Origin of the sequence: Cytobacillus sp. IB215665 (assembly GCF_033963835.1) — a bacterium.
Taxonomy (GTDB): domain Bacteria; phylum Bacillota; class Bacilli; order Bacillales; family SM2101; genus Nanhaiella.
The window spans coordinates 285293-305716 of the sequence record NZ_JAXBME010000004.1 but is presented as its reverse complement, the minus strand read 5'-3'; the positions used below and the strand labels follow the sequence as shown (position 1 = coordinate 305716).

The 20424-nt window shown below is 36.7% G+C and carries 20 protein-coding genes; all 20 read right to left on the bottom strand.

Features of this window, described 5'->3' with window-relative positions; translation table 11 throughout:
• Positions 1-33: 33 nt before the first annotated feature.
• Complete coding sequence (locus SLH52_RS07770; protein ID WP_320208692.1) at positions 34-642, bottom strand: MotE family protein; 609 nt, start codon at positions 640-642, stop codon at positions 34-36.
• Entirely contained in the window at positions 642-1091 is a 450-nt protein-coding gene (gene fliJ, locus SLH52_RS07765; RefSeq protein WP_320208691.1) for a flagellar export protein FliJ, read from the bottom strand. The genes SLH52_RS07770 and fliJ overlap by 1 nt, the downstream gene beginning before the upstream one ends.
• Before the next feature lie 5 nt (positions 1092-1096).
• The gene (fliI, locus tag SLH52_RS07760; RefSeq protein ID WP_320208798.1) at positions 1097-2395 is read right to left on the bottom strand and encodes a flagellar protein export ATPase FliI; all 1299 of its coding nucleotides are present in this window, start codon (positions 2393-2395) and stop codon (positions 1097-1099) included.
• Between the two features lie 24 nt (positions 2396-2419).
• Positions 2420-3184: a flagellar assembly protein FliH gene (fliH, locus tag SLH52_RS07755; protein ID WP_320208690.1), complete on the bottom strand. Its 765-nt coding sequence runs from the start codon at positions 3182-3184 to the stop codon at positions 2420-2422.
• A complete protein-coding gene (gene fliG / locus SLH52_RS07750; protein ID WP_320208689.1) occupies positions 3177-4196 on the bottom strand; it encodes a flagellar motor switch protein FliG in 1020 nt (339 codons plus the stop codon). Before fliG ends, fliH begins: the two co-directional genes overlap by 8 nt.
• 11 nt (positions 4197-4207) lie before the next feature.
• A complete protein-coding gene (gene fliF / locus SLH52_RS07745) occupies positions 4208-5794 on the bottom strand; it encodes a flagellar basal-body MS-ring/collar protein FliF (RefSeq protein ID WP_320208688.1) in 1587 nt (528 codons plus the stop codon).
• 292 nt (positions 5795-6086) lie between these two features.
• Positions 6087-6383, bottom strand: a complete 297-nt coding sequence (gene fliE / locus SLH52_RS07740; RefSeq protein ID WP_320208687.1) for a flagellar hook-basal body complex protein FliE — start codon at positions 6381-6383, stop codon at positions 6087-6089.
• A gap of 11 nt (positions 6384-6394) precedes the next feature.
• Positions 6395-6844, bottom strand: a complete 450-nt coding sequence (flgC, locus tag SLH52_RS07735; protein ID WP_320208686.1) for a flagellar basal body rod protein FlgC — start codon at positions 6842-6844, stop codon at positions 6395-6397.
• Between the two features lie 3 nt (positions 6845-6847).
• Complete coding sequence (flgB, locus tag SLH52_RS07730) at positions 6848-7243, bottom strand: flagellar basal body rod protein FlgB (RefSeq protein WP_320208685.1); 396 nt, start codon at positions 7241-7243, stop codon at positions 6848-6850.
• 516 nt (positions 7244-7759) lie between these two features.
• Positions 7760-8539: a GTP-sensing pleiotropic transcriptional regulator CodY gene (gene codY / locus SLH52_RS07725; RefSeq protein WP_320208684.1), complete on the bottom strand. Its 780-nt coding sequence runs from the start codon at positions 8537-8539 to the stop codon at positions 7760-7762.
• Positions 8540-8678: 139 nt separating this feature from the next.
• Positions 8679-10076 carry an HslU--HslV peptidase ATPase subunit gene (gene hslU, locus SLH52_RS07720; protein ID WP_320208683.1) on the bottom strand — a complete coding sequence of 466 codons (1398 nt, stop codon included), beginning with the start codon at positions 10074-10076 and terminating at the stop codon, positions 8679-8681.
• 20 nt (positions 10077-10096) lie between these two features.
• On the bottom strand, positions 10097-10639 hold the full coding sequence (gene hslV / locus SLH52_RS07715; protein WP_214482673.1) for an ATP-dependent protease subunit HslV: 543 nt from the start codon (positions 10637-10639) through the stop codon (positions 10097-10099).
• 26 nt (positions 10640-10665) lie between these two features.
• On the bottom strand, positions 10666-11568 hold the full coding sequence (xerC, locus tag SLH52_RS07710; protein WP_320208682.1) for a tyrosine recombinase XerC: 903 nt from the start codon (positions 11566-11568) through the stop codon (positions 10666-10668).
• Positions 11569-11634: 66 nt separating this feature from the next.
• A complete protein-coding gene (gene trmFO / locus SLH52_RS07705; RefSeq protein WP_320208681.1) occupies positions 11635-12942 on the bottom strand; it encodes an FADH(2)-oxidizing methylenetetrahydrofolate--tRNA-(uracil(54)-C(5))-methyltransferase TrmFO in 1308 nt (435 codons plus the stop codon).
• Between the two features lie 84 nt (positions 12943-13026).
• Complete coding sequence (gene topA, locus SLH52_RS07700; RefSeq protein ID WP_320208680.1) at positions 13027-15102, bottom strand: type I DNA topoisomerase; 2076 nt, start codon at positions 15100-15102, stop codon at positions 13027-13029.
• A gap of 176 nt (positions 15103-15278) precedes the next feature.
• On the bottom strand, positions 15279-16160 hold the full coding sequence (gene dprA, locus SLH52_RS07695) for a DNA-processing protein DprA (RefSeq protein WP_320208679.1): 882 nt from the start codon (positions 16158-16160) through the stop codon (positions 15279-15281).
• A 63-nt stretch (positions 16161-16223) separates the two neighbouring features.
• On the bottom strand, positions 16224-17126 hold the full coding sequence (gene sucD / locus SLH52_RS07690) for a succinate--CoA ligase subunit alpha (RefSeq protein WP_320208678.1): 903 nt from the start codon (positions 17124-17126) through the stop codon (positions 16224-16226).
• Between the two features lie 18 nt (positions 17127-17144).
• Complete coding sequence (sucC, locus tag SLH52_RS07685; protein WP_320208677.1) at positions 17145-18305, bottom strand: ADP-forming succinate--CoA ligase subunit beta; 1161 nt, start codon at positions 18303-18305, stop codon at positions 17145-17147.
• A gap of 98 nt (positions 18306-18403) precedes the next feature.
• The gene (locus tag SLH52_RS07680) at positions 18404-18685 is read right to left on the bottom strand and encodes an EscU/YscU/HrcU family type III secretion system export apparatus switch protein (protein ID WP_320208676.1); all 282 of its coding nucleotides are present in this window, start codon (positions 18683-18685) and stop codon (positions 18404-18406) included.
• Entirely contained in the window at positions 18682-20421 is a 1740-nt protein-coding gene (locus SLH52_RS07675; RefSeq protein ID WP_320208675.1) for a hypothetical protein, read from the bottom strand. The genes SLH52_RS07680 and SLH52_RS07675 overlap by 4 nt, the downstream gene beginning before the upstream one ends.
• Positions 20422-20424: the final 3 nt, after the last annotated feature.

Below are 20424 nucleotides of genomic sequence, written 5' to 3'. Positions count from 1 at the left end.
TTTTTTCACCTCCTTCCAAAAAACTCACTCATATTATTCAGCAATATCAGCTGTACTAGAAACATCACTACTCCCATATGTTAATAGCTTCGTAAATTTAGCAGCGGTCTCTGGGTCCATTTTTGCAAAAATAGCAGCACGTTCATCACTTTTCATAGTAGCTAAAATTGGGAATGCATCTACCTCTTGCATTTCAGATAAAACTGCAGCTGCACTTTTTGCCGACATCGTTTCATATGTTTTCACGATATCCTTCAAAGATTTCTCTGCATCCATCTCGGCTTCTTCCTTCATTTCTAGCTGATATTTATAATTGCTATTTTCATCTTCTAAACCTTCAACTTCTTGTTGTATTTCGGAAATTTTATTAGTTAAATTAGCTATTTCAGCCTTTTGATTATCTATAATTTCCTGTAAATCTATTATTTGTTCTCGTGATTCTTCTTGCTGCTGTTCAGTGCTAGCAGTAGTTGGCATGAAAAGAATTTGTTCAGTATATTGTTTCGCAGTTTGAAAGACGTTTACTCCTAACAATGTAAGAACGATGAGTGTAATGGTTAACAATAAGGTGAACGGGATTACAAAAAACAGAAGAAGCCGTTGGAACCAATTAGATTTTTTTTTTGTAGAATTTGTAGCCATTATCCGTTCACCTGCGCTTTTAGAAATTGCTGCATTGAAATTTCATTCATTAGATTATTTTCAATTGCTTTATTTGTTAAAAGGAAGTTTTCATAATCCTTTTCTTTCATTTTTTCATATTTTTTCATTTCGATATTTGCTTCAATAAGCTTTTTCTCTTTCATCTGCATTTGTAGCCGCGCTTCAGCGACTAAATTTTGATATATATTAATTGATTTATCAATATGTGAAATGAGTTGTTGATGATGTCGAATATCTTGGATAGACAATCCGGAAGATATTTTTGTTATTTGTTTTGCCTGAGAATCTTCCTTTTGCTTCAATAGTTCGTACAATTTATTTCCTACTTCTTCGAAACGTTGAACAGCACTGTTATATTCTGTTAAAGTTGAATCTTTTTCGTGTTCCTTAATTGATAAGATGTGATGAAATTTATAAGTATATTTCATAATGTCTATTCACCTTTTTCTATTAAGCGAAGTAAGCTCGTCACACTTTCTTGACTACTAATTTTATCACTTGTATTTTGCTTCAAATACTGAATTAGTTTAGGATAAAAGCTTATCGCATTGTCAATTTCCTTAGAGGAACCACGTTTATATGCACCTATATTGATAATATCCTCTGAGTTTATATACGTTGATAATAATTCTCTAAATTGTTCTGCGGCTAGTCGGTGTTCTGAGTGTACGATTTGGTTCATGACTCGACTTACACTTTTTAGAATATTGATTGCAGGAAACTGACCTTTATTTGCGAGATTACGATCTAAGACGAAGTGACCGTCTAAAATCCCTCTTACTGCATCTGCGATAGGTTCATTCATATCATCACCGTCAACTAGAACAGAATAAAAGGATGTGATCGTACCTAAGTTATTTGTCCCTGTTCTCTCTAACAATTTTGGCAATATCGCAAAAACTGATGGCGTATACCCTTTCGTAGTAGGTGGTTCACCGATAGCTAATCCAACTTCTCGTTGTGCCATCGCAACACGGGTAACTGAATCCATCATAAGGTTGACATCAAGACCTTGATCTCGAAAATACTCAGCGATTGCTGTTGCTGTATACGCTCCTTTTATTCTCATCAAAGCAGGCTGGTCTGAGGTTGCTACGATGACGATAGAACGCTTCAAGCCTTCAGCTCCTAGATCTCGCTCAATAAATTCACGGACCTCTCTACCGCGCTCTCCTATAAGTGCAATGATGTTTATATCTGCACTCGTGTTTCGCGCGATCATGCCCATTAAAGTACTTTTACCAACTCCAGACCCTGCAAAAATACCAACGCGCTGCCCTTTTCCTACAGTTAGTAAGCCATCTATGACCTTTACACCTACTGCCATTTCCTCCGCAATTGGAGGGCGATCCATTGGATTTGGTGGCTGTTGCTCAGCTTTTATTGTGGACAAGCCCTTTGGTAATTCATCACCATTTAACGGATGTCCTAGCGAATTAAGGACTTTTCCTATTAATGCTGAGCCAACTTTAATTTGTAAAGGCTTCTTCGTTGCTTCCACGATGCTGCCTGATGATATGCTGTTGACGTTCGTATATGGCATTAGCACGACAAATTCATCTCTAAATCCAACGACCTCAGCCATAATTTTATTGCTCTTGTTTGAATCTACGTATATGTAACAAACGTCTCCTATTGAGCTTTCAGGACCTTTTGATTCAATCATTAAACCGACAACTCTCGTTACTTTTCCGTACCGTTTATATGAATCTATAGAATGAATTTCAGTCATAAGGTCATGTAGTTTCAACGACAATCATTCCTCTACTAAAAGATCAAAGAGCTTCGTTTTGATTTCCTTAAGTTGACTATCAATACTTGCATCTATTTTGCCAAATGAAGATTCTATAATACAACTCGTTTCATTTCTCTCTTCATCTGGATAAACATAAATATCTGTATTATGATTCACTATATCTAATAGTTCTTTCATGTTATTTGCTACTAACTCGTAATAGGAAGGATGAACATAAATTTTAATATCACTATGCTCCTTAACTTCTTTTAGAGCCCGCTTAACAATTTGCACATAATGTTCTTTGTTCTCTTCAAGATGTTGGCCGAGGATACGCTCAGCTACTAGCATTCCTAGTTTGAGAGTTGTTTCCTCAGTTGAGTCCAATTTCTCATGATAGTCTCGCTTAGTCATGTTAACGATAGCTTGTGCTTCATCGATCACTTTCGTATATTGAGCGTAGCCGTCTTGTTTACCAGATTGCAGCCCTACGCTATAACCATCAGTCTTTGCAGCAGCGATAAGCTGCTGCTTTTCACTTTCCCAAGCTGTTTTATCAGCTTCAATAGCTTCAGTTATTTGGTTCACATACATGTCAGCCTGCTTTTTCATTTGCATCGCTTCTTGCTCTGCTGCTGCAAGCATTTGTTGTGATATTTGTTTCCAATCTTCATCATTATTACTTTGATGTTCAGTAAGCTCAGGGTGAGAAAATGATTGCAACCCTATAACCTTTTTGTCAATAGGAGAGACGTTCGCAAATGGTGCCTTAATGACTTTAGACAATAATATCATCTCCTCCACCACGGGCAACGACAATCTCACCAGTGTCCTCTAAGCGACGAATCGTAGCTACGATGCGTGATTGCGCTTCCTCTACATCCCGTAAGCGGACTGGACCCATAATTTCCATCTCTTCTTTAAAGTTGTCAACCATTCGTTTCGACATGTTTTTGAAGACGATTTCTGTAACTTCCTCACTCGATACTTTCAAGGCAAGAATAAGATCCTCATTTTGAACATCACGTATAACTCTTTGAATAGCACGATTATCAAGTGTAACAATATCCTCAAATACAAACATTCTCTTCTTAATTTCTTCAGCAAGCTCAGGGTCTTGTACTTCCAACGAATCGAGAATCGTTCTTTCTGTACTTCTGTCAACACCGTTTAAGACTTCAACAACAGATTCGATTCCACCCGTCTGAGAATAATCTTGTGTCACAGTTGTTGACAGATTCTTCTCCAATATTTGCTCAACCTCATTAATAATCTCCGGTGAGGTCCCTTCCATTAAAGCGATTCTTTTTGCTATATCCGCCTGTAATTTTTGTGGAAGTTCTGATAATATTTGACCAGCTTGTGTAGGTTCTAAATAAGACAAAACTAACGCAATCGTTTGTGGGTGTTCATTTTGGATAAAGTTTAAAATTTGACTTGGGTCTGCTTTCCTCGCAAAATCAAAAGGTTTTACTTGTAAGGAAGATGTTAAACGATTAATTATGACAGCTGCCTGCTCACTACCTAGAGCCTTTTCTAAGACAGTTTTGGCATATCCAATACCCCCTTGTGCGATATAATCTTGCGCAAGAGCGATATTGTGGAACTCTTCCATAATATCTTCCTTTGATTTTGAATCTACTTTTTTAACATTAGAAATCTCTAATGTTAGTCTCTCAATTTCTTCTTCAGATAAATGTTTGTAAATCGAAGCAGAGACGTCTGGCCCAAGAGAAATTAAGAGAATGGCCGCCTTTTGTTTGCCGGTTAATTTTACCTTACCATCCTTAATAGCCATCTTTTTTCCTCCTAATCATCAGATAACCATGATCTTAGCAATTTTGCGAAATCTTCTGGTTTATCTTGTGCCATTTTTTCTAGTTGCTTTTTACGCACGAGTGTTTCTGTTTCTTGTTCATTATTTACATCAGGAAGTGAAATTGGTGGCTGCTCTTCTAGATCAATATCTTCAACAGCTGCCTTCGATCGTTTTCTCACTAACAGGATGATCAGAATGATGATTGTTAATAATAATAGTCCGCCAACAATATATACCCATGTCGGTACTGATGGTTTTACTTCCTCTTCAAAAACTGTCTTCCCATTAAATGGAGCAACAGAAACAACGACTTTTTGCTGCAATTCCTCTTCTGTAAGTTCCTCGACGTCGTTCTCTTGATTGATGGTCGTACGGACGATAGTACTTAGAATTTGTTTAATATCCTCTTCTTGCTGCACTGGTAGAGAATTACGATCATCTGCTACAGGTGGCTCTACCATCACTTGAATACTAAGGTCACGTACCTTATATGGACTCTCCACTATTTCTTTAGTAATTCGGTTTACTTCGTTATTGATCGTTTCTTCGATCCGTTCATAATCGCCAGACGTTTCACCATCAACACCAGGATAATTCGTTACTTCATTTTCACCTGTTCCAGGGATACCACCCGCTTGAGCTCCACTGCCTGTAAACGTTTCTGTAATACGTTTAGCACTAATCGCAATACCTTCATTATTTTCTGGATCTGTCGCAGTAACTAAATTTTCTTGGCGATTTTCTTGTGTAAAATCAAGGTCAGTCGTAACCGAAACGACTACCTTATCCTGCCCCATCATCATGCCGAGCATTTGCTGAACTTGACGCTGAATCCCTCTTTCAACATCACGTTTAATTTCCAATTGATTCGCAATTATTGAGCCAGCAGAATAATTATTTTCATTATTTAAGTCAAAATACTGAAAATGTTGATTCATAATGACGATATTATCAGTAGGAAGGTTTGGTATGCTTTTTGACACTAAATGATAAAGTGCTTTAATATTGTTATCTTCAAATTTATACCCGTCCTTTGTTTGCAAAACAATTGATGCTGTAGCTTCTTCATCAACTGAATTTACGAATAAAGCCGGTTCAGGAAGATAGATCATTACCGTTGCATCCTGTACACCATCAATACCTTTAATTAAATTAGCCAATTCGGTTTGTGTTGCTTCTAATTTCAACATGTTAAATTCATTTTCTGTCGTTCCTAAGCCAGAATCGTTCCCAAAATCTGCATAGTCAAAGCTCCCGCTTTCAGGAATTCCTTCTGCTGCTAATTCCACTAAGAGTGAATCAACCATGTCAGCAGGCACATAAATTGTTGTACCGTTATTTGAAATTTCCGATGCAATACCTCTGGAATCTAAGGTAGCTTTAATTTGTCCTGTTTCTTGTGGTGTTAAATCGACATAAAGCGGTTGAAAATTTTTATTATTAACGAAGAGAAGTATGACTGAAATGATTACAATCATTAGGGCAAACGCCCCAATGATACCTGCTTTTTGAGTTTTTGATCGTTCATTCCAAAAATTTAAAGTGTTTGTTTTATATTTCTGAATTAATTCATTCATCTTATTCCCCCGGTTATTTTGGCAAATTCTCGGTTGAGTAAATAACCGTTAGTGATTATTATACTTATTACCATCTTAATGATTTAACGGTTAAGAATTTATGTTTTTATGAATGGCTGTTTTCGCATTGACTGTTTCGTATTAAGATTTAAACACGTACATAACAAGAATTCGTGGCATTTATTTTATGTACAACGATAACTAACAATGTAAAACCTTTTTTGTTACTAATTTTATAACGATAGCAACAAAGTTTACGAAAAGAGCCTTATGAATTCATGACTGTTGAACATTACACTTGCATTCTCATAATTTCCTGATAGGCTTCAACTGCTTTATTGCGGATTTCTAGTGTCGTTTGCAATGTAATGCTAGCTTTTTGAGCTGTAATCATAACATTATGTAAATCAACATCTTCACCGTTTACGAGACTTTCAATTGCTTTGTCTGATGCTACTTGTGATTCATTCACTTGATTTATTGCATCATTTAGCATTGTAGCAAAGCTTTGTTGTGCTTGTGCGGGTGTGACGTTCTTATTATGTTCTTGAATGATAGTTGGACCGACTAATTGAGTTGGATTAATCATTAGTTATTCACCTACTTCCCTATTTCTAATGCTTTCATTAACATGCCTTTTGATGCATTCAAAACTGTTACGTTCGCTTCATACGATCTTGTAGCACTCATTAAATCAACAACTTCCTTTAGTGGATCAACATTTGGAAGTTGAACATATCCTTGCTCATCTGCATCAGGGTGGGTTGGGTTATAGGCTAATTTAAAAGGTGCTTCATCCTCAATAATTTCAGTCACTTTCACACCATTACCGACATGACTATCATTCATCGCTTGATTCAAAAATGATGAAAACGTTCCTCCCTTTTCTTCTGTGACGACCATCTTTCTTCTATAAGGCTGCCATTCTCCATCAACTAAAGTAGCACGTGTAGTATCAACATTTGCCATATTGGATGAAACTACGTCCATTCTTAGGCGTTGTGCAGTCAAAGCAGAGGCTGTTGTATTCATACTCTGAAAAATCGACATTTATTATCTTCCTCCTTTTATCACTGACTTTAACGATGAGAACTTCCCGTTTAATAAGTCCGATAATGCATAGAAGTAAATTTGGTTTTCTGCTAAATTTGTCATTTCTTTGTCTATATCGACATTGTTTCCATTATGACTATACATCTGCTCACTTTGACTCGTAATAGAAATTGGATGCTGTGAAGTAGAAGACGATAAATCAAAGTGTCGATCATTGGTCTTATAACCTCTAACCTCATCTACTGCACTCGCTAATTCTGATTTAAAACTTACAGATTTAGCTTTATAATTTGGAGTGTCAACGTTAGCAATGTTATTAGCTATCACTTTTTCCTTTTGAGACGAGTAATTCAGTCCAGTTTGCAGTGTATTAATCGTATCGGAAAATAGCTTCATATATTTCCCCTCTATTCTTTTAAATTACTTATTTTTGCATTTCATATTATATATGAAGTGGTCATTTAACTAGTAAAACACACCTTAGAAATAGTAGGATAAATTACCAAAAAATCATAATTTCATTATAACAGCTTTAGGTTGCATGTCTATACACTACATCTAAAAAAACGACAAATTACCCCCATAAAAAAGGCGATAAAAGTCGAATATACTATTTTTGGATGTAGAATTTATGGGTAAATTTACCCTTGATTTCCACCTATTATCATTTATGTAACTGAATATGTCATATATGGTCGATCTTGAACGTATTATTGCAGCATAACGATCCGCGAACAATGCTTACGATAAGACGTTTTTCAAACTCAAAAAACCATCTAATACGAGGTATTAGATGGTTAATTAGGAAAGCTAGTACCTTGTGAATGAGCCTTAAAATCAATGCTATATCACATAGCAAAGCCCCCACCCTATATAGGCGGGGGCAATTATTCTTAATATAAAGTGTGATGATTAATTAGATTTAAGCTTTTCTAGCTCTACTAAAAACTTATCATTTAACACCTTAATATACGTACCTTTCATTCCTAGTGAACGAGACTCTATTACACCAGCGCTTTCTAACTTTCTCAATGCATTTACGATAACAGATCGGGTAATACCAACTCTGTCAGCGATTTTACTAGCGACTAATAGACCTTCGTTTCCATTTAATTCTTCAAAAATATGCTCAATCGCTTCTAATTCACTATAAGAAAGTGAGCTGATAGCCATTTGTACGACAGCTTTACTTCTCGCCTCTACTTCAATTTCTTCAGCTTTCTCACGTAAAATCTCCATTCCTACAACAGTTGCTCCGTACTCAGCAAGAATGAGATCATCATCATGGAACTCTCCTTCAACGCGGGCCAAAATCAATGTTCCAAGACGTTCTCCCCCACCATTAATTGGTACGACCGTTGTAAGCCCAGATTTAAATAATTCTCTATTTTCTACAGGGAAAGCTGTGTATTCACTTTGTACGTCTAAATTAGAAGATGTTTCAGTAATATTGAATAAGTTATTAGTGTACTCTTCTGGAAATTGGCGATCTTCTAGCATTTTCTTCATGCGCTCATTTTCTATTAATCGATTAATTGAAAAGCCAAGTAGTTTACCACGGCGGCTTAAAATGAAGATATTACATTCAATTACATCACGTAAAGTATCAGACATTTCTTTAAAATTTACTGGTTTTCCAGCAGCTCTTTGGAGCATAGCATTAATTTTTCTCGTTTTTTCTAACAAATTCATTTCTTTCTTCCTCCTGTACTTTGCATTCATCAACTTCAGAGGGTATGAAAAAAGTCCGATACAGAATGATAATACTAAGTAGACCTTAGTAGAATTTCTGTTCTTAGCCGTTCTTTTCATCCTCCGTTAGAACACCTAGTTATAATATAAATTGACTTAAGTCTTTATCTTTTGCTATCATGCTCAGTTTTTCTTCAACATATTGTTGTGTTATCGTAATGCTTTCCATCGTAATATCAGGTGCTTCAAAAGATAATTCTTCAAGAAGTCGCTCTAAGATTGTATGAAGTCTTCGTGCTCCTATATTGTCAGTATTTTGATTTACGTCAAATGCGATTTCAGCAAGCTTACGAATAGCATCGTCAGAAAATTCAAGTTGTATACCTTCTGTACCTAATAATGCTGAATATTGTTTCAATAAGGCATTATTTGGCTCTGTTAAGATTTTAACAAAGTCTTCAATCGTCAACTTCGTTAATTCTACACGAATCGGAAACCTCCCCTGTAACTCTGGAATTAAATCCGACGGTTTAGCGATGTGAAAAGCTCCAGCTGATATAAATAATATGTGGTCTGTTTTTACCGATCCATATTTTGTAACGACGGTTGAACCTTCAACAATCGGTAGAATGTCTCGCTGCACACCTTCGCGAGATACGTCACCAGAAGATGATTGTTGACTTTTACTTGCGATTTTATCAATCTCATCAATAAATATAATTCCTGTTTGCTCTGCCTTTTGGACAGCTTCTTGTGTTACTTCATCCATATCGATAAGCTTCTGTGCCTCTTCATGTGTTAATACTTTGCGAGCTTCACGTACAGTTAGTTTGCGCTTTTTCCGTTTCTTTGGCATCAGTCCGCTCAAAGCATCCTGCATGTTCATACCCATTTGTTCCATACCTGAGCCTTGAAGCATGTCGAACATTGACGGTTGTTGTTCTTCTACTTCAACAGTCACATAATAATCTTCAAGCTCTCCTAATGCAAGTTTATGGGCAATTTGTTTGCGCTTTTCTTTTACTGAAACCTCGTCAGCTTGTTCCTCAGTGTCGCTTTGGGAAGATTGTCCTCCAAACAGCATCTCAAATGGATTTTTATAATTTGTTTGTTTAGATTTCCCTGGCGCTAACAACTCAACTAGACGTTTGTTGGCGTTTTCTTCGGCTCTTTCTTTCACTGCTAACATTTTTTCCTCTTTGACAAGACGGACCGACGTCTCCACAAGATCTCTGACCATAGATTCAACGTCACGACCAACATAACCTACTTCAGTAAATTTAGTCGCCTCTACTTTAACAAATGGAGCTCCGACAAGCTTAGCTAAACGTCTAGCAATTTCAGTCTTACCAACACCAGTAGGGCCTATCATTAAGATGTTTTTCGGTACAACTTCATCTCTAAGCTTCTCATCGAGAAGACTTCGACGGAAACGATTTCTTAAAGCAACAGCAACAGCTTTTTTTGCATCACTTTGACCTATAATAAACTTATCTAACTGCTCTACAATTTGTCTCGGAGTGAGATTCTTTCTCATTAAAAACCCTCCTTCATTGCTCAAAGTTGTTCAACAATAATCTGATCATTTGTATACACACAAATTTCACCAGCAATTTCTAAAGCAGCTTTGGCGATTTCTTCAGCTGATAAATTATCTCCCGCATAATTTTTAAGTGCTCTACCTGCTGATAATGCATAATTACCACCTGACCCAATTGCTAAAATTCCATCATCAGGTTCGATTACTTCACCTGTACCTGAAATAAGTAATAAATGCGTTTTATCCATTACTATTAACATCGCTTCTAGTTTATGGAGAACTTTATCTGACCGCCATTTTTTCGCGAGTTCAACCGCAGCCCTTTTAATATTTCCATTATACTCTTCAAGCTTGCCTTCGAATAGCTCAAACAGCGTAAAGGCATCTGCAACTGAGCCCGCAAAGCCTGCTATAACTTTCCCTTGAAATAGTTTTCGAACCTTTTTGGCAGTGTGTTTCATTACAACGGCATTACCGAAAGTCACTTGACCATCACCTGCCATCGCACATTGCCCATTGTGGTGAATAGCAAAAATTGTTGTAGCATGAAACGTTGACATGACATATCCTCCTTTTTTACACTCACTCAGGCTCTTGGATGGTGCTTCATGTAAATATTACGCAAATGATCTTTAGTTACGTGCGTATATATTTGTGTTGATGACAAATGCTCATGCCCTAAAAGTTCTTGAACAGATCGCATATCCGCACCTTCATTTAATAAATGTGTGGCGAATGTATGCCTAAGAACGTGTGGACTAATATGTATTGTGATGGAAGCCTGCTTTATCATCTTATCGAGTATGACACGAACACCTCTTGCAGTTAAAGGCTCACCTCTGTAATTTAAAAACAGATGTCCTGTTTTTACTTGCGACTTATCTTGCAAGATTTGTCTACCTTCAGAAATGTATTTTTCTATTGATTCATGAGCAAAGCTACCAAATGGCACGTATCGTTGTTTATTTCCTTTTCCAGTAACTAATACTGTACCAATTGAAAAATCTAAGTCTTGTATTTGAATATTACAGCACTCACTAACACGAATACCAGTAGCATACAACAATTCTAGTATTGCTTGATTACGCAGCCCTAAAGGCGTTGTAATATCACTGACAGCAAATAATTGTTCTAGCTCTTCTTCATATAAAAATTGCGGTATCCTTTGTTCCTGCTTCGGCAAAGCAACGATGGAAAAGGGATTTTCGTTCACTAATTCTTCTCTTAACAAAAAGGCGAAAAAGCTACGCAGGCACGAAACCTTTCTTGCGATAGACTTTCTTGCATATTTCTTGCTATGTAGTTCAGTCAAATAGATGCGAACATCAGCATATGAAACATCCAAAAGCTTATCAATCGCCTGTTGATTCATAAACTGAAGAAAATGCAAGATATCATTTTTATAATGCATAATGGTATATTCTGAATAGTTTTTTTCAATTTGTAAATATTCAATAAATAATTGTAATTGTTTGTTCACATTTTTCAATTCGGCATACACCTCGCAAGGGCTACTAAATAGTAACATACTTTAGTAGCCCCTTGCAAACAATTTCTATACATTTTTTATAAAATTCTGAATTGTTTCTAACGCACGATTTGCATAGCGTTCATAGCGTTCTTTTTTATTCTTTATCCTTACACCTAGGTCAGGAAACAAGCCAAAATTCGCATTCATTGGCTGAAAGTTTTTTTCATTTGTTGTTGTAATATACTTAGCCATACTTCCTATCGCTGTTTCTTCAGGAAATACTAACAAGCTCTTTCCATCCACTGATCTGGATGCATTAATTCCGGCTACCAAACCTGAAGCAGCAGATTCAACATATCCTTCTACCCCAGTCATTTGGCCTGCAAAAAACAAATTTGGCTTATTATGGAATTCGTATGTCGGCTTAAGTAGGTGAGGTGAATTAATAAATGTGTTTCGGTGCATCACTCCATACCTAACGATCTCAGCATTTTCTAAACCAGGAATAAGTCGTAACACTTCTTTTTGTGCTCCCCACTTTAAATGCGTTTGAAAGCCCACTATATTGTATAACGTTCCTGCTGCATCATCTTGTCTAAGCTGAACAACAGCATGCGGTCTTTTTCCTGTACGTGGGTCTTCTAAACCAACGGGCTTTAACGGGCCAAATAGCATTGTTTTGTGACCACGTTGTGCCATAACCTCAATTGGCATACAGCCTTCAAAATAAATTTCCTTCTCAAATTCTTTTAGTGGAACTACTTCTGCATTAATTAAAGCTTCGTAAAATGTATTAAATTCCTCTTCGTTCATAGGACAGTTAATATAATCAGCTTCACCTTTATCATAGCGAGATTTTAAATAAGCCTTGTCCATATTAATACTTTCTTTGTCAATAATCGGTGCAGCAGCATCATAAAAATAAAAATAATCCTGACCTGTTAGCTCTTTTATGTTGTTAGATAATGCCTTTGATGTCAAAGGTCCAGTTGCGATAACTGTAGGAGCATCATCTATAGCAGTAATTTCCTCGTTAAAAACTTTAACATTCGGGTGATTTTTTACATAATCTGTTACTTTGCCCGCAAATTCGTGGCGGTCAACAGCTAACGCTCCACCTGCTGGCACAGCACATTCGTCCGCTGCTTTAATAATAACTGAATCTAACATACGCATCTCTTCTTTAAGTACACCTACAGCATTTGTTAAGCTGTTTCCTCTCAGAGAGTTACTACAAACTAGTTCAGCAAATTTATCTGTATGGTGTGCAGGAGTTTGTTTAACAGGTCTCATTTCATATAAATTCACCTGAAAACCACGCTTAGCAATTTGCCAAGCTGCTTCACTTCCAGCAAGCCCTGCACCAATTACGTTTATAGCTTTAGTAGTCATTCTTTTTCCTCCATTATTGCATTAACTTTCTCAGTTTTTTTGCTATCTAAAAGAGGTGAGCGTCAAGTTAGCTCACCTTTATGGTTACTTCTGTTGCTCTTCTTTATAGTCACAATTTACACATTGAACTTGCATACCTTTTTTCAGTTTTTTCTCAACAAGCATGTGGTCACATTTAGGACACATACGTGCAATCGGTTTATCCCAAGAAACGAAATCGCATTCTGGGTACAAGTTACACCCATAAAATACTCTTTTCTTTTTACTTTTGCGTTCAACAATACTCCCTTTATTACATTTTGGACATTGAACACCTATTTCTTTTACGATCGGCTTCGTGTTACGACAATCAGGGAAATTTGAGCAGGCCATGAACTTACCGTATCTTCCCATCTTTATGACCATTGGATTCCCACAAAGCTCACAATCAACACCTGCAGGTTCATCCTTAATCTCCACTTTCTCCATTTCTTTCTCTGCTTTTGTTAAATGCTTTTCAAAGTCTTGATAAAATTGATCAATAATTGAAATCCATTCAACATCTCCAACTTCAATTTCGTCAAGGTTTTGTTCCATATTAGCTGTAAATTCTACATCAATAATATCTGGGAAGAATTCAACTATGAGGTCCAATACTATTTCACCTAATTCAGTTGGAGTGAACCGCTTATTTTCTAGCGCAACATAACCACGCCTTTGAATAGTGTCTAAAGTAGGCGCATACGTTGATGGTCTTCCAATACCTAACTCTTCAAGCGTCTTTACTAGCCTTGCTTCTGTATATCTCGGCGGTGGTTGTGTAAAGTGCTGCTTTGGCTCTAGGTCCTTTGAAATAACTGTATCACCCTTTTGCAGATCAGGTAACATATGATTTTTTTCTTCTACTTGATCATCTGTACTCTCAACGTACACTTTCATAAACCCTGGGAACTTTACTTTTGAACCATGTGCTTTAAACATCACACCTTCATTTTCTAGCGCAACAGTCATCGTATCCATCGTTGCTGGAGCCATTTGACTTGCAACGAACCGTTCCCAAATAAGCTTGTATAAACGAAATTGATCTCTACTTAAATACTGTTTGATTGAAGCTGGGTCCCGTTGTGTAGCAGTTGGTCTAATTGCTTCATGTGCGTCTTGAGTATTAGCTTTCTTTTTTTTGTTGCGTTTATCCTCGGATAAAAATTCTGTTCCATATTTATCTTCTATGTAAGCAGCAGCTTCATTTTGAGCAGTATCAGAAATCCTTGTTGAGTCAGTACGCATGTATGTAATGAGACCGACTGTACCACCCTTACCAAGCTCAATCCCTTCATAGAGTTGCTGTGCAAGCATCATTGTTTTTTTTGCACGGAAATTTAGCTTTCGCGCAGCTTCTTGTTGTAATGATGATGTCGTAAATGACAGCGCTGGATTACGTTTTCGTTCCTTTCTTGTCACGTTATTTACTAGAAATTCATTCCCGTTTATTTTACTAAGCACACTCTTTACATCGTCTTCTGATTTTAACTCTAATTTGTCCCCATCCATACTATGAAAGGAAGCTTCAAACTGTTTTTTGCCTTTAACAAAATCGGATTTTATTGACCAATATTCTTCTGGAGTAAATTCTTCAATTTCTTTTTCACGATCAATGATTAATCTGAGTGCTACTGACTGTACTCTCCCAGCACTTAAGCCTTTTTTTACTTTTTTCCACAATAAAGGACTAATATTATACCCTACTAATCTGTCAAGTACTCTTCGAGCTTGTTGGGCATCGACTAAATCCATGTTTATCGCACGAGGATGCTTAAATGACTCTTTAATCGCATCCTTCGTTATTTCATTAAATACGACCCGGCAGTTTGAATTAACATCGATTGCTAGGCTATGAGCAAGATGCCAAGCGATCGCTTCTCCTTCACGATCGGGGTCAGCCGCTAAGTAAATCTTTTTTGCTTTTTTTGCGGCATTTTTTAATTCCTTTAAAACTGGCCCTTTACCTCTTATCGTAATATACTTTGGCTCAAAGTTTTTGTCTATATCGACACCCATTTGACTTTTTGGTAAGTCTCTAATATGTCCCATGGAAGCTTTTACTTTATATTTTTTTCCTAAATATCGTTCAATCGTCTTAGCCTTAGCAGGCGATTCCACAATAACAAGATAATCTGACATTCAAATGTCCTCCTCAAGAGGGTAATGATAATAATTCTCTAGGCGTTCACAAATGGCCTATCTATATTCTCAACTCTCAATATTAATATAATTTTTTCTGATTTATAAAATCTTCACTATTATTAAATATTCACATACAGTTTGTCAAACACTACTCTCAAAAAAGTTAACAAACATTATATTTGTGATATAATTTCAGCTTCAATATCGTTGCTCGACATAACGAGCTTTGCCCCTTGTTGAATGAGCTTATTCGTTCCAATTGAATGCTCAGCAAAAATTGATCCTGGTATAGCAAATACCTCTCTTCCTTGCTCTAAGGCTTGATCAGCTGTAATGAGCGAACCACTCGATTCTCTTGCTTCTATAATAACTGTACCAAACGATAAACCGCTGATAATTCTATTTCTCATAGGAAATTGCCAACGTTCAGGCCTTACGAAGGGCGGGTATTCTGATAATAGTAAATTTTCCTTACTTATCATATTTGCAAGTTTTGCATTCTCTTTTGGATAAATATATTGAAAACCACCTGCAATTACAGCGATTGTTTTTCCGTTGTGTAATAAAGTTAACTCATGTGCTTTAGAGTCAATACCTTTTGCTAAGCCACTAATAATGGTCCACCCCGACTGAATTAAAGGTAAAATGACCCTTTCTAAACTTCTCAAACCATACGGAGAAGGGGATCTCGCCCCAACAACACTAAGACATTTATGATCTGAAAGTAATCGAATATCTCCTTTGGCGTAGATTACCCAAGGGGGATCATATATTTGTTTTAGCATGTTTGGATATTCATCGTCAAATATTGTAACTATGTGAATATTGTAATCACTATACTTATTTAGCATACTTTGGATGTTAGAAGAATGCAAATCTTTCATGAGATTTTTCAGTTGAGTAGTGGAGATTGGGAGATGCGGTCGAAGATCTGTAAAAGAAGATTGATAGATTTTTGTTAAATTCGGATCGTAAGTTAAGAGGTTTTTTATTGACCTCCATCCGATGCCACGACAATGATGTAGATGTATTAATCTGTTGCGAAAAGTGTCCATTAGCTCCTTCCTTTCAGATTAAATAGCCCCAAACCGAGTGGTATGGGACTATTTATTTATAGATTAATGAGTTTTACATTTTTCGTAAATGCCTTTTTCCTTAAGGGTAGAAATTAAAGTTTCTCCCATTACTGCTGGAGTATCAGCAACTTGAATTCCACACTCGTTCATCACTTTAATTTTTTCATCAGCAGTCCCTTTTCCACCAGAAATAATGGCACCAGCATGTCCCATACGTTTTCCTGGAGGTGCTGTTCTCCCACCGATAAATCCGACTACAGGTTTTGTCATATTTTCCTTCACCCATAATGCAGCATCTTCTTCGGCTGTACCACCGATTTCTCCGATCATAATTACAGCATATGTGTCTGGATCTTCATTAAATGCCTTGAGAGCATCGATAAAATCCGTCCCATTCACAGGGTCTCCACCAATCCCTACTGCAGTAGATTGACCAATTCCAGCTTGTGATAGCTGATGTACTGCTTCATAGGTTAATGTTCCTGAACGAGACACTACACCTACATGCCCTTTTGTATGAATGTAACCAGGCATAATACCGATCTTACACTCCTCAGGAGTAATAACCCCTGGACAATTTGGCCCAACTAAACGGGTCTTTTTACCTTCCATATACTTCTTAACCTTTACCATATCAAGAACTGGAATATGTTCAGTAATACAAATCGCAAGGTCAAGCTCAGCATCTACTGCTTCTAGAATTGCATCTGCTGCAAATGGAGCAGGCACATATATGACAGATACATTAGCGCCTGTTGCCTTCACTGCTTCTTCAACCGTGTTAAATACTGGGACGCCTTCAGCTTCAGTTCCACCTTTTCCTGGTGTCACACCAGCAACGATTTGCGTGCCATATTCTAACATTTGCTTAGTATGAAAAAGAGCTGTTGAACCTGTGATACCTTGGACGATTACTTTTGTATCTTTATTAATAAATACACTCATTTCGTTCCCCTGCCTTTCTTACCCTACGTGTTCTACGATTTTTTGAGCACCATCAGCCATTGATTCTGCTGCAATAATATTTAAACCTGACTCTTGTAAAATTTTCTTCCCTAGGTCGACGTTTGTTCCTTCTAAACGGACAACAAGAGGAACGCTTAATTCTACTTGTTTAGCAGCTTCTACAACACCTGTTGCAATAACATCACATTTCATAATTCCACCGAAAATATTAACAAAAATCCCTTTAACACTTTCGTCAGATAGTATGATTTTGAAAGCTTCTGTTACTTTTTCAGCAGTTGCACCACCACCAACATCAAGGAAGTTTGCTGGGTCTCCGCCGTAATGTTTAATAATATCCATTGTCGCCATCGCAAGGCCGGCTCCGTTAACCATACAACCGATATTACCGTCTAATGAAATATAGCTTAAGTCATATTTCGAAGCTTCAATTTCTTTTTGGTCTTCCTCATCAAGATCACGGTAAGCTAAAACATCTTTTTGACGATAGAGAGCATTTGAGTCAAAGTTTAATTTTGCATCTAGCGCCATAACATTCCCATCACCTGTTACAACAAGTGGGTTAATTTCAGCAATGGAACAATCCTTTTCGATAAATGCTGTATAAAGACCTATCATAAATTTGACAGCCTTGTTCACTAGCTCTTTAGGGATATTAATATTAAATGCAATTCGTCTAGCTTGGAAGCCAGTTAATCCAACTACAGGATCAATGTACTCCTTAAAAATCTTCTCAGGTGTTTTTTCTGCTACTTCTTCAATTTCTGTTCCACCTTCCTCTGACGCCATTAAGACGACACGGGAAGTTTCACGATCCAACACAAGACCTATATAATATTCCTTTTTAATATCGCAGCCCTCTTCAACTAATAGGCGTTTGACTTCTTTACCTTCTGGACCCGTTTGATGAGTAACAAGTATTTTACCTAAAAGGTCATTTGCATATGTACGAACTTCATCAACGCTTTTCGCAACTTTCACGCCACCTGCTTTACCACGACCACCAGCGTGGATTTGCGCTTTCACAACACAAACTTCCGTTCCTAATTCTTTCGCTGCTTCAGCTGCTTCTTCAGCTGAAAATGCCACTTTACCATTCGGAACAGCTACCCCGTAACTTCTGAGGATTTCTTTCCCTTGATATTCATGGATATTCATTTCCCATCCTCCTACTAAATAACAAAATAAAATAGACTGCGCTTTCATTTTATATAATGGCTAGTATATTGTCTAGCATTCCAACAAAATTAATATTTTTATCTTTCACCTTGTTGTTTATCCACACGGTAAATAAAAGCAAAAATTTCTGCTACTGCTTCATATAATTCTTCGGGAATTGCTTCATTAATATTTAGCTGACTTAACAAATTTACGAGTGTTGGGTCTTCTTGAAGAGGGATATTATGCTCTTCAGCTACAGAAATAATATTCTCTGCAACAATCCCTTTTCCCTTACCAATAATCGTTGGGGAATCTTTTTTTTCTCTATCATATTTAAGTGCAATCGCTTCTCTCATTAAATCTACTTTTTCACTCATATACGTATATCTACTCCATAATAGTTGTTATCTACGTGCACCTTTTCTCCTATAGACCGAGTGATTGCCAAATTCCTCTCTCCTTCACTCGACTGTAAAACTTTAACTGAAGATAGTTGATAGTTTAACGTAAGCAAGTTTTCTTTTAACACATGCTGCATATTTTTAATGAGGTTAGCCAATCCTTCTGTATCATTAATAATTGAAATATTAATAATACGATTCTGAATGTGCACATCTATGACTGTTTCCTTTATTGTTTCTAACTCAACATAAAAGATGACTCGACAAAAATTCGGATCAATTTCACCACTCTGTTGTTTTTTCCCACTCCATTGTATTGATACATCAGTCAAGCGATCGTATAACGGTACAGGTAGCTGCATCATTATATGTTGAAATGGACCTTGTTCCTGACTTAACAATTGTTGCGCATTTAATTTGTATAATACTGTCTCAATGTTGTCATTTAGCTGCTTAGATACAGATTGCTGTAAGATGGTTAACAGTAATGGTTTTATTGACTCTACCCTTTCAATTTCGATATCGTGGGGGGTTTTTGTAAAGTCTTTTAATAGTGATTCATAGTCTAAACCCAACGCTTTACTAATTTGTTGAAATGCCATTTTAACTACTGTACCATTTCCCCATCCTTCATTATTTTGAACTGATTGACCCATTTGGGAAAGAAGCTGTTTCTCCTTATTACTAAAACCTATTAAATCATCCTTACCACTTTTAGTTATTTGCACAACAATTTCATTAAGTTTATTGCTAATGCTACTCACATCCACATTTGAGCCTAGACGTGAAGAGATTGTGCCAATGATACTTTTATCTTTATTAGTCAACCCCTCCGCCGGTAATATTGTTTGTAGCTGAGCTATCGTTTTGTCGATATTTGGTAATATAGCTGACCTTTGTCCTTGATCCTTGGCTGGATCAACATCTACTCGTATAGACTTGTTATAATTGGTTGTTTGTACAGTAATTTTATCGAGTATTGATAATATAGTTTGTTTGTCAGTGATGTGAGTTTTGTCATCAATGAGCGTCTGCAGAAGCTTACTTAAAGTATTTTCTTGCGATTGACTATTTACCGAAATAATCGACGCTAATTTCGCCTGCAGCAGTTTATTCTCTGTTGATTGGAATTTTTGAGCTCCTAATAATTCTTGAATTTGATGCAACTGTTTGCTCAACGGCTCTTTGCCGTATGTAGAAGAAATTGAATTATAAACTTCATCCGTAAATGGGAGGTCATTAACGAGCATCGTTTTAATCGTTTGTAACGTTCCTTCACGATCAGTAGATTGTTGAAACCAATTACTAGCATGGTTGATCTCCACTTTAGTGAAGGGCATGTTTTCTTTCATCAAAAAACGGAGAAGAGCAACGTTAACCTTAGAGTCTTCTAATTGAAATTGGCTGAGGAGTTTGCTAATCATACTAGACTCATTCATTTGATTTTTTGTAAATGTGGCATTTTCTAGTACTTTTAAATATAATTGTCCTTCATGATTTGAAGCCTGAAACCAATAGTTCGCACCTACCGATAACGGTACTTCAAATGAAGCAAATAATTTCATTGCACCAATTTGAACAGCAGCAATATTATTAGGAAAAAGCTTCGTTACCTTCCCTTTAAAAATATCTCCTTGATTAATTGATATAGCTTTAGTATGTTGAATTTGCATATCGTTAATAAGAGTGTGCATAAGCGACGGATGAATCATATT